Source organism: Paracoccus marinus (assembly GCF_007018965.1).
Lineage (GTDB): Bacteria > Pseudomonadota > Alphaproteobacteria > Rhodobacterales > Rhodobacteraceae > Paracoccus > Paracoccus marinus.
Map to the genome: position 1 here is coordinate 187,212 of NZ_VJYZ01000010.1, position 9,798 is coordinate 197,009.

Annotated in this window: 10 protein-coding genes; 9 read left to right on the forward strand and 1 reads right to left on the reverse strand. The window is 68.5% G+C overall.

Annotated elements, in window-relative coordinates:
* The first annotated feature begins 27 nt into the window (after positions 1–27).
* From crcB to FNF32_RS06715, 9 genes are all read left to right on the forward strand, one after another.
* Positions 28–417, forward strand: a complete 390-nt coding sequence (gene crcB / locus FNF32_RS06675) for a fluoride efflux transporter CrcB (RefSeq protein ID WP_131673312.1) — start codon at positions 28–30, stop codon at positions 415–417.
* On the forward strand, positions 414–1,457 hold the full coding sequence (locus FNF32_RS06680; protein ID WP_131673313.1) for an RluA family pseudouridine synthase: 1,044 nt from the start codon (positions 414–416) through the stop codon (positions 1,455–1,457). Before crcB ends, FNF32_RS06680 begins: the two co-directional genes overlap by 4 nt.
* The gene (locus tag FNF32_RS06685; protein WP_246087712.1) at positions 1,454–2,140 is read left to right on the forward strand and encodes an HAD-IA family hydrolase; all 687 of its coding nucleotides are present in this window, start codon (positions 1,454–1,456) and stop codon (positions 2,138–2,140) included. Before FNF32_RS06680 ends, FNF32_RS06685 begins: the two co-directional genes overlap by 4 nt.
* Positions 2,137–2,850, forward strand: coding sequence for an ATP12 family chaperone protein (locus FNF32_RS06690; RefSeq protein WP_131673314.1), 714 nt, complete (start codon positions 2,137–2,139; stop codon positions 2,848–2,850). Before FNF32_RS06685 ends, FNF32_RS06690 begins: the two co-directional genes overlap by 4 nt.
* Positions 2,851–3,029: 179 nt before the next feature.
* Positions 3,030–4,058 (forward strand): amino acid ABC transporter substrate-binding protein, encoded by a 1,029-nt coding sequence (locus FNF32_RS06695; RefSeq protein WP_131673315.1) that lies wholly within the window; start codon positions 3,030–3,032, stop codon positions 4,056–4,058.
* Positions 4,059–4,188: 130 nt separating this feature from the next.
* The gene (locus tag FNF32_RS06700; RefSeq protein ID WP_246087713.1) at positions 4,189–5,442 is read left to right on the forward strand and encodes an amino acid ABC transporter permease; all 1,254 of its coding nucleotides are present in this window, start codon (positions 4,189–4,191) and stop codon (positions 5,440–5,442) included.
* A 1-nt stretch (position 5,443) separates the two neighbouring features.
* Positions 5,444–6,895, forward strand: a complete 1,452-nt coding sequence (locus FNF32_RS06705) for an amino acid ABC transporter permease (protein WP_131673316.1) — start codon at positions 5,444–5,446, stop codon at positions 6,893–6,895.
* Between the two features lie 9 nt (positions 6,896–6,904).
* Positions 6,905–7,705 (forward strand): amino acid ABC transporter ATP-binding protein, encoded by an 801-nt coding sequence (locus FNF32_RS06710; RefSeq protein ID WP_281285653.1) that lies wholly within the window; start codon positions 6,905–6,907, stop codon positions 7,703–7,705.
* A 32-nt stretch (positions 7,706–7,737) separates the two neighbouring features.
* On the forward strand, positions 7,738–8,601 hold the full coding sequence (locus FNF32_RS06715) for a calcium-binding protein (protein WP_131673317.1): 864 nt from the start codon (positions 7,738–7,740) through the stop codon (positions 8,599–8,601).
* 76 nt (positions 8,602–8,677) lie between these two features.
* Here the strand turns inward: FNF32_RS06715 and FNF32_RS06720 are convergent, their stop codons facing one another.
* Entirely contained in the window at positions 8,678–9,538 is an 861-nt protein-coding gene (locus FNF32_RS06720; RefSeq protein ID WP_131673330.1) for a D-amino-acid transaminase, read from the reverse strand.
* Between the last annotated feature and the right edge of the window lie 260 nt (positions 9,539–9,798).

The window sequence follows — 9,798 nt, forward strand, 5'->3', positions numbered from 1 at the left end:
GGGCGGGCGGCCCTACAGGTCAGCGGGATGATGAATCCGTATCTTCAGGTGGCGCTTGGCGGCGCGATCGGCGCGACCGCGCGGTTCGGCGTGACCCGCGCGGCGCGGGCCGCGTTCGGGCCGGGGCTGCCCGGGGGCATCCTGCCGCTGCCGACCTTGTTCGTGAACGTCGCCGGGTCGTTCCTGATGGGCGTCCTCGTGGTGCTGCTGGCCGGGCGCGGCAACGCGCTGTCGCCGTTCCTGATGACCGGCGTTCTGGGCGGCTTCACGACCTTCTCGGCGTTCTCGCTGGACACGGTGGCGCTGTGGGAACGGGGCGCGCCGGGGACCGCCGCCGCTTACGTCGCGGCCAGCGTCGGCCTGTCGCTGCTGGCGCTGGTGGCGGGATCGGCCGTCGCGCGGGGGATCGGGGCATGAGTTCGGTGCAGGTGATCCGCGTCGGCGCGGACGAAGGCGATCAGCGGCTGGACCGCTGGCTCAGGCGGCAGTTCCCGCAGCTGAACCAGATCGCGATCGAAAAGCTGTGCCGCACCGGCCAGCTTCGGGTCGATGGCGGCCGGGTCAAGCCCGCGACGCGGCTGGAGCCGGGGCAGGAGGTGCGGGTGCCGCCGCTGCCCGACGCCGCCCCCCCGCCCGCGCCCCGCGCCGGCGCGAGCGAGGCGGACGCGCGCATGATCCAGGGCGCGGTGATCTGGAAGGACGAGCATGTCATCGCCCTGAACAAGCCGCCGGGCCTGCCGAGCCAGGGCGGCAGCGGGCAGGGCGATCGTCACGTGGACGGGCTGGCCGGGGCGCTGATGTTCGGGTTCAAGGACAAGCCGAAGCTGGTCCACCGGCTCGACAAGGACACTTCGGGCGTCCTGCTGCTGGCCCGCACCGACCGCGTCGCGCGGCGGCTGTCGGAATCGTTTCGCGCGCGCACCACGCGCAAGATCTACTGGGCGGCGGTCGCGGGCGTGCCTGCGCCCGCGATGGGCACCGTCCGCTTCGGGCTGGTCAAGGCGCTGGGTCACGGGCGCGGCGGCGAGGGCGAAAAGATGATCGCCGTCCACCCCGCCAAGGTGGACCAGACCGAAGGCGCCAAGCGCGCGACCACGGATTATGCCGTTCTCGACAGCCTCGGCACCCGCGTGAGCTGGTGCGCGCTGGTGCCGATCACCGGCCGCACCCACCAGCTGCGCGCGCATATGGCCGAGCTTGGGCACCCGATCATCGGCGACGGCAAGTATGGCGGCTCGGGGCAGGAAAACCTGGGCGACGGCTGGGGCGCGCAGCTGGGCGGAGAGATCAGCCGCAAGCTGCATCTGCACGCCCGCTCGATCAGTTTCGACCACCCGGTCACCGGCAAGCGCATCACGCTGACCGCGCCCCTGCCCGACCACATGGCGCGCACCTGGAAGACGCTGGGCTGGCACGAGAACGACGTGCCCGCCGATCCGTTCGAGGACCTGACGTGAAGGACCGCAGCCCGTTGAAGCTGGTGATCTGGGACGTGGACGGCACACTGGTCGACAGCGCCGACATCATCATGCGCTCGATGGCGCGCGGCATGGCCGCGGCGGGGCTGCCGGAACTGCCGCCCGCGACCGTCGGCAGCATCGTCGGGCTGTCCTTGCCGGTGGCGGTCGCGACGCTGCTGCCGCAGGCGGACGAGCCGACCCGCGCCGCCGTCGTGTCGGGCTACCGCCAAAGCTATCACGACGACCGCACGCGGGCGGAATCGCCCCTGTTCGACGGGGCGCGGGCGCTGCTTGAACGGCTGGACGCGCGCGGCGACGTGGTGATGGCGGTGGCCACAGGCAAGTCGCAGCGCGGCCTGACCGCGCTGATGGCCGCGCACGACCTGTCGCGGTACTTCGTGGCGATGCACTGCGCCGACGGGCATCCGTCGAAGCCCGCGCCGGGAATGGTTCTGGCCTGCCTGGCCGATGCGGGCGTCCAGCCGGACCGCGCGCTGATGATCGGCGACACCACCTACGACATCGCCATGGCGGGCAATGCGGGCGTGGCGGCGGTCGGCGTGTCCTGGGGCCACCACGACGCCGCCGACCTGACCGAGGCGGGCGCGATCGCCGTCGCCCACGACTTCGCCGAGCTGACCCGGCTGATCGAGGGCTGGATCGACGGGGCCGCGCCATGACCGAATGGAAGCCGCGCAGGTTCTGGACCTCGGTCGGGCTGCGCGCCGCCGATGGCGGCTGGCAGGTTGCGCTGGACGACCGGGTGGTGAACACGCCGGGCAAGCTGCCGCTGGTGCTGCCCACGCGGGCGCTGGCGCAGGCGGTGGCGGACGAATGGGACGCGGTGGACCAGGCGATCGACCCCGGGGCGATGCCGGTGACACGGGCCGCGAATTCGGCCATCGAAAAGGTCGCGCCGCAGTTCGACGCGGTGGCCGGGATGCTGGCGGAATACGGCGGCACCGACCTTCTGTCCTATCGCGATGACCGGCAGGACGCGCTGGCGCGCGAGCAGGCGGCGGGCTGGGACCCGATCCTCGACTGGGCGGCCGACGCCCTGGGCGCGCGGCTGGCGGTGACCGGCGGCGTGATCCCGGTCGCGCAGGACCCGGCCGCGCTGGCGGCGCTGCGCGGGCACGTCGCGGCGCTGGACCCGTGGGGGCTGACCGCGCTGCATGACCTGGTGACGCTGCCCGGATCGCTGATCCTGGGCCTCGCCGTCGTGAACGGCCGCCTGACGGCGGAGCAGGCGCACCGACTGTCGCGGCTGGACGAGGACTATCAGGCCCGCATCTGGGGCCGCGACGACGAGGCGGACGCGGCCGCGCGCCGCCGCCTTGCCGCCATGCAGGATGCAGAGCGGTTCTGGAAGCTTTCCCGCGCCGATTGATCGCCGCACATGTTTTAAGCAATCACGATCAACTTGGCCGTGTTTGGCCGCGCGATTTTCTTGACGCATCAAGCGGCATCGTGATGATGACATTCATTCGGGCACCCGCCCGCAAAGCAAAGGGCCGGACCACGGCCCGTCGTCGTTCCCGAACAGGTCGGGCGAACAGAGAGGTCCTGATGACGAAAACTGTGTTCTTCGGAGCGGTTGCCGCGGCAGCCGTGCTGGGTTCGACCGGTGCCTATGCGGCCGAGGGTGATACCCTGCGGACGGTCAAGCAGCGTGGCGAGCTGATCTGCGGCGTGAACCCCGGCCTCGTCGGCTTTGCCGCGCCGGACGCCAACGGCAACTGGTCGGGCTTCGACATCTCGCTGTGCCGCGCCATCGCGGCGGCGGTCGTGGGCGACCCCAACAAGGTGCGCTTCGTGCCCACCACCGGCCAGACCCGCTTCACCGCGCTGTCCTCGGGCGAGGTGGACGTGCTGACCCGGAACTCGACCTGGTCGTTCCAGCGCGATACCGAGCTGGCGCTCGATTTCCCGGCCGTGAACTACTATGACGGTCAGGGCTTCCTGGTCCGCAAGGATCTCGGCGTGACCAGCGCCAAGGAACTGGACGGCGCGACGGTCTGCATCCAGACCGGCACCACGACCGAGCTGAACCTGGCCGACTACTTCCGCGCCAACAACATCACCTACCAGCCGGTGAACATCGATTCGAACGCCGAGGGCGAGCAGCAGTACCTGGCCGGTGCCTGCGACGCCTACACCACCGACGCCTCGGGCCTCGCGGCCACCCGCGCGGCGTTCGCGGACCCGGAAAACCACATCATCCTGCCCGAGATCATCTCGAAGGAACCGCTGGCTCCGGCAGTCCGCCACGGCGACAACAACTGGGGCGACATCGTCCGCTGGACCCTGTTCGCGCTGGTCGCGGGCGAGGAATACGGCGTGACCTCGGCCAATGTCGAGGAACTGTCCAAGTCCTCGACCAACCCCGAGGTGCAGCGCCTGCTGGGCCAGACCGACAACCTGGGCGGCATGATCGGGCTGGATGCCGAATGGGCCAAGCGCGCCATCATGGCGAACGGCAACTACGGCGAGATCTTCGCCGCCACCATCGGCGAGCAGACCCCGATCGGCCTTGCCCGCGGCCTGAACGCGCTGTGGACGCAGGGCGGCCTGATGTACGCGCCGCCGTTCCGCTGAGCATGACCCGGATGAGGGCGCGCGAACCCGCTTCGCGCGCCCTTTTTCCATGACGGACGACAGACGGCCGACAACAACGGGCAGCAAAGACGGGGGAAGCCCCGCGCTCTGTGGCCAACAGGGGAAAGACATGACGCACCTGCAACCGGCGGAACACCAGCCGTTCCGCCTGTCGATGCTGATCTATGACCGGCGTTACCGATCGCTGACGATCCAGGCGGTGGTGTTCATCGCCGTGATGCTGGCGGGCGCGTGGCTTGTCCACAACACGCTCGAAAACCTGGCCCGGATGGGCAAGACCTTCAGCTTTTCGTTCCTGTGGGCGCGCGCGGGCTACGACATCCCGTTCTCGCTGATCCCCTATACCGCGACCGACACCCATTTCCGCGCGCTGGTCGTGGGGCTGCTCAACACGCTGTTGGTGTCGTTCATCGGCTGCATCCTGGCCACCATCGTGGGCGTGATCGCGGGCGTGCTGCGGCTGTCGAACAACTGGCTCGTCTCGAAGATGATGACCGTCTACGTCGAGATCTTCCGCAACGTGCCGCTGCTGCTGTGGATCCTCGTGATCCTCGCGATCTTCACCGAGGTCATGCCCTCGCCCCGCGACTACAAGGGCGACAATGCCGCCGCCTCGATGATCCTTTTCGACAGCGTGGCGCCGACCAACCGCTACACCGCCGTGCCGCGCCTGGCGATGGAATCCCCGCCCGAGCCGCTGACGATCGCGGGCACGCCCATCAGCGGCACCCTGATCGCGTTCGGCGGCGCGCTGCTGGCGGCCTACCTGATCTTCCGCTGGGTGCGCCGCCGCGCGACCGACCGCCAGAATGCCACCGGCCGCCGCCCCGCGACGTGGTGGATCGGCCTTCTGCTGTTCGCGGTGCCGCTGGCCGCGCTGATGCTGCTGTTCAAGGTCCACCTGATCCCGCCGAAGCTGACCGGCTTCAACTTCACCGGCGGCGCGAACCTCGACAACGGGTTCGTCGTGCTGGTGCTGGCGCTGACCCTGTACACCGGCGCCTTCATCGCCGAGATCGTGCGCGCGGGCATCATGTCCGTCAGCCGCGGCCAGTCCGAGGCGGCGTTCGCGCTGGGCCTGCGGGCGCGCCCGACGATGGGGCTGGTGATCCTGCCGCAGGCGCTGCGGGTGATCGTGCCCCCGCTGATCTCGCAATTCCTGAACCTCACCAAGAACAGCTCGCTCGCCATCGCGGTGGGCTATCCCGACCTTCGCGCGACGCTGGGCGGCACCACGCTGAACCAGACCGGCCGCGAGATGGAGGCGATGATGCTGATGATGGGCATCTACCTTGCCCTCAGCCTGCTGATCTCGGCCGCGATGAACGTCTACAACGCGCGCGTGCGCCTGAAGGAGCGGTGAGATGAGCGAAGTCCACGCCGAAACCGTCCCCTTCGTCCGCGGCACGATGCTGCCCGAGGCGCCGCCCCCTGCGGCCGAGCGCGGCGCGATCCACTGGCTGCGGGCCAACCTGTTCTCGGGCTGGGTCAACACGATCCTGACCTTCGTCGGGCTGTTCGTCCTGTGGTGGCTGTTCCAGCACTTCTATCCGTGGTTCCGCCATTCGGTCTGGAACGCGTCCAGCATGGCCGAATGCCGCACTCTCATCACTGAACGCTGGGGTGAGGGCGCGGGCGGCGGCTGCTTCGGGCTGGTGCGCGAACGCTGGAACCAGTTCCTGTTCGGCTTCTACCCGCCGGCCGAATACTGGCGCCCGATCTCGGCCTTCTGGCTCTTGTTCCTGGCGCTGGCGCCGGTGCTGTTCACCGAAAGCCGCAAGCTGCGCTGGATCGTGGTGGGCGTCGCCAGCGTCATGGCCTTCGCGCTGTCGATGCTGATGGGCGCGCCCGACCCGGTGCTGATCTGCCTTGCGGTGGGCATCGTGCTGTGGGTCGTGCTGATCGAATACATACCCCGCGCGGCGCTGATCGTCAGCGTGATCTTCCCGTTCCTCGCCGTGTGGCTGCTGTGGGGCGGGTCGATCTGGGGTCCGGCCACCATCCTCGCCGGGGCGGTGCTGGGGCTGGCCGTATGGGGGGCGCTGTCGCGGTTCGGCGCGCTGGCGGTGCTGGCGGGTCTTGCCGTCGCGGTGCTGTGGTGGTGGTTCCTGTCGTCGCAGGCGGCCATCGACCTGCAGCGGCTGCTGCCGCTGGAACTGCCCAAGATGGAATCGCGCGGCTTCGGCGGCTTCCTTCTGGCGATCACCATCGGCGTGTCGGCGATCGTCATGTCGCTGCCGCTGGGCATCATCCTCGCGCTCGCCCGGCAGTCCGACCTGCCCATCGTCAAGGGCTTCGCGGTCATCTTCATCGAGTTCATCCGCGGCGTGCCGCTGATTACCCTGCTGTTCGTGGCCTCGCTGCTTCTGAACTACTTCCTGCCGCCGGGGACGAACTTCGACATCATCCTGCGCGTCATCATCATGGTGACGCTGTTCGCCAGCGCCTACATGGCCGAGGTGATCCGCGGCGGTCTCGCCTCGCTTCCCCGCGGGCAGTACGAGGCGGCGGGGGCGCTGGGGCTGAACTACTGGAAGATGCAGCGGCTCATCATCCTGCCGCAGGCGCTCAAGGTGTCGATCCCCGGCATCGTCGGCACCTTCATCGGCGTCTTCAAGGACACCACGCTCGTGACCTTCGTGGGGCTGTTCGACCCCTTGAAGCAGCTGGCCGACACGATCCGCGCGACCTTCGAATGGAAGGGCGCCTACTGGGAGCCGTATATCTTCAGCGGCCTCATCTTCTTCATCCTCTGCTTCAGCATGTCGCGGTATTCCATGTACCTGGAACAGCGGCTGAAGCGCGATCACCGCTGAGGGGCGACCATGACCTATTCCGACAACAGCACCGCCCGCATGACCGCCGACCGGTCCGCCATGTCCGTGGGCGACGAGGTGGCGATCGACATCGTCAAGATGAACAAGTGGTTCGGGACGTTCCACGTCCTGCGCGACATCGACCTGACGGTGCGCCGGGGCGAACGGATCGTCATCGCGGGCCCTTCGGGGTCGGGCAAGTCCACCCTGATCCGCTGCATCAACCGGCTTGAGGAACACCAGTCCGGGCGGATTGTCGTGGACGGGGTCGAACTGACCCACGACCTCAAGAACATCGACAAGGTCCGGTCCGAGGTCGGGATGGTGTTCCAGCACTTCAACCTGTTCCCGCACCTGACGGTGCTGGAAAACTGCACGCTGGCGCCGATCTGGGTGCGCAAGCTGCCCCGGCGGCAGGCCGACGAGATCGCGATGCGCTACCTTGAAAAGGTCCGCATCCCGGAACAGGCGCACAAGTATCCCGGCCAGCTGTCGGGCGGCCAGCAGCAGCGCGTGGCCATCGCCCGCTCGCTCTGCATGGAGCCGCGGATCATGCTGTTCGACGAACCGACCAGCGCGCTCGACCCCGAGATGATCAAGGAAGTGCTCGACACCATGATCGAGCTGGCGCAGGACGGCATGACGATGATCTGCGTGACCCACGAGATGGGCTTCGCGCAGGCGGTGGCCAACCGCGTGATCTTCATGGACCAGGGCCAGATCGTCGAACAGAACAGCCCGCGCGAGTTCTTCAACAACCCGCAATCCGAGCGGACAAAGCTGTTCCTCAGCCAGATTCTGGGGCATTGAACGTCTGAACGGGTCACGTCAGGGAGAGTGCGATGAACCAGATGTATCTGATGCTGCTGGGTATCCTGGCGCTGGGCGGGCTGGTGGGGCTGGTCGGCGGGTCGGACGACGACGATGACGACGACCTGCCCCCTCTGCCCGACGACATCTTCGAGGGCCGCGAAAGCATCGAGGGCACGGACGATGCCGACACCCTGACCGGCAGCGGCGTGGACGAGGTGGTGCAGAGCTACGCGGGCGACGACCGCGTCACGGCGGGCGCGGGCGACGACTATGTCTATACCGGCGCGGGCAACGACACGGTGGCGGCCGACCTGGGCGACGACGCGGTGTTCCTTGGCGCCGACGACGACGTCTATTCGCCGGTCGCGCAGGCCGACGACATGGGCGACGATACCGTCGCCGGCGGCAGCGGCGACGACACGATCTTCACCGGCGTCGGCGATCACGTGATCTACGGCGACGACGAGGACGACGACGTTCAGGGCGGCGATGACAGCATCACCGCGTTGAACGGCCGGGACGAGATCCACGGCGGCGGCGGCGACGACTTCATCAGCGGCCTTGACGCGGCGGGCACGCAGCAGGACCGCGCCGACCTGCTGGAAGGCGGCGAGGACGACGACACCATCCACGGCGACGGCTTCGACACGCTGGATGGCGGCGACGGGTCGGACGACTATGTGCTGGGCGCGGGCGCGGACGGGGCGGCGCAGGTGAACTACGGTTCCGGCGACCGGATCGTCGTCACCTACGACGACAGCTACGAGGGCGCGGGCGAACTCACCGTCGAACAGGACGGGGAAAGCTCGCAGGTGCTGCTGGACGGCCGCGTGGTCGCCGTGCTGCCCGAGACGCTGGCCGACGACGTGGACGTGGAACTGCAGCGGGTCTGACGCCGCCGCGGGAAGCGAAAATGGCCGCGCACGGGCGCGGCCTTTCTTGTGTCAGGGTTGCCCCTCTTGGTCGCGGTCAGATCGCCGACTTGCGGCTTTCCTCAAGATAGATCTCGCGCAGGCGGGCGGCGACCGGGCCAGGCTTGCCGGTGCCGATCTCCGCGTCGTCGATCTGCACGACCGGCATCACGAACATGCTGGACGAGGTGATGAACGCCTCGTCCGCCGCCTGCGCCTCGGCCACGGTGAAGTTGCGCTCCTCGACCTTCATCTGCGCCTCGTCGGCGAAGCGCAGGACCGCGGCGCGGGTGATCCCGTGCAGGATGTCGTGGGACAGCGCGCGGGTGACGATGGTGCCGTTCGCGACGATATAGGCGTTGTTGGACGTGCCTTCGGTCACGAACCCGTCCTCGACCAGCCAGGCGTCGTCGCGGCCCGCCGCCTTCGCCTGCATCTTGGCCATCGACGGATAGGCCAGCATCACCGACTTGATGTCGCGCCGTTTCCAGCGGATGTCGGGCAGCGTGATGACGCGGATGCCCGTCTGCGTCAGCGGATTGTCCGCCATGCCGGGCTTGTTCCAGGTGAACATCACGACCGTCGGCGGCGTGTCCTCGGGCGGAAAGACGAAGTCGCGGTCGCCGCCGTTGCCGCGGCTGATCTGCAGATAGACCATGCCGTCGGTGATGCCGTTCAGTTCAAGCAGCTTGCGGTGCGCGGCGAGATAGGCATCGTCGTCCAGCGGGTTGCGGATCGAGAACTCGCCCAGAGACCGCTTGAGCCGCGCCATGTGCCCGGGAAAGTCGATGAGCTTGCCATCCAGCACGGCCGTCACCTCGTAGATCGCGTCGCCCATGACGAAGCCGCGATCGAAGATCGACACCTTGGCCTCGGTCTCGGGGATGTAGTCGCCGTTCAGGTAGACGGTGCGGGTCATGGCTGCCTCATGCGCGGACGGTGGGGTGACCCGGTGGTGCGCGACGACGCGGCTTGCGTCAAGGGCGGGGTGGCGTTCCCCGTTCCAGGTGTCGCGCATCTTCGGTATGCAAAGGTTGACAGCCTGCCCGCCCGTCAGGCAGAAGTGATCGACGCCGCGTCCGATGTGATCGCGCGGCAGGCATTCCCAGGGTGGCGCGCGGGGGAGGCGCGGCACCCGTTCCGGGGGGAGGGAGACAGGCCCCGAGCCGCCAGCGGCCG

Coding starts and splice junctions, on each gene's coding strand:
- crcB (WP_131673312.1), top strand. CDS start 28: ATGATGAATCCGTATCTTCAGGTGGCGCTTGGCGGCGCGATCGGCGCG.
- FNF32_RS06695 (WP_131673315.1), top strand. CDS start 3,030: ATGACGAAAACTGTGTTCTTCGGAGCGGTTGCCGCGGCAGCCGTGCTG.
- FNF32_RS06690 (WP_131673314.1), top strand. CDS start 2,137: ATGACCGAATGGAAGCCGCGCAGGTTCTGGACCTCGGTCGGGCTGCGC.
- FNF32_RS06720 (WP_131673330.1), bottom strand. CDS start 9,538: ATGACCCGCACCGTCTACCTGAACGGCGACTACATCCCCGAGACCGAG.
- FNF32_RS06710 (WP_281285653.1), top strand. CDS start 6,905: ATGACCTATTCCGACAACAGCACCGCCCGCATGACCGCCGACCGGTCC.
- FNF32_RS06715 (WP_131673317.1), top strand. CDS start 7,738: ATGAACCAGATGTATCTGATGCTGCTGGGTATCCTGGCGCTGGGCGGG.
- FNF32_RS06705 (WP_131673316.1), top strand. CDS start 5,444: ATGAGCGAAGTCCACGCCGAAACCGTCCCCTTCGTCCGCGGCACGATG.
- FNF32_RS06680 (WP_131673313.1), top strand. CDS start 414: ATGAGTTCGGTGCAGGTGATCCGCGTCGGCGCGGACGAAGGCGATCAG.
- FNF32_RS06700 (WP_246087713.1), top strand. CDS start 4,189: ATGACGCACCTGCAACCGGCGGAACACCAGCCGTTCCGCCTGTCGATG.